This is a genomic window from Chitinophaga sp. Ak27 (assembly GCF_012726295.1).
Lineage (GTDB): Bacteria > Bacteroidota > Bacteroidia > Chitinophagales > Chitinophagaceae > Chitinophaga.
This window is the reverse complement of the sequence record NZ_JABAOB010000043.1, coordinates 1-205: the sequence shown is the minus strand read 5'-3', so window position 1 is coordinate 205 and position 205 is coordinate 1. Positions and strand designations below refer to the sequence as shown.

Here is a 205-nt window from a genome sequence, read left to right as displayed (position 1 = left end):
CAGCTCACTGGTCGAGGGTTTGGGCACGGAAAATAATCGGGCATCAAACATATAACCGAAGCTTTAGGCCTAGTATGCAAATACTAGACGGTAGGGGAGCATTCTAAACTGCATCGAAGGTGTGTTGTGAGACATGCTGGAGCGTTTAGAAAAGAAAATGTAGGCATAAGTAACGATAAATAAGATGAAAAATCTTATCGCCGTA

At 42.4% G+C, this 205-nt stretch carries 1 rRNA gene; it reads left to right on the top strand.

Annotated elements, in window-relative coordinates:
• A 23S ribosomal RNA gene (locus tag HGH90_RS32335) occupies positions 1–205 on the top strand; the annotation flags it as partial.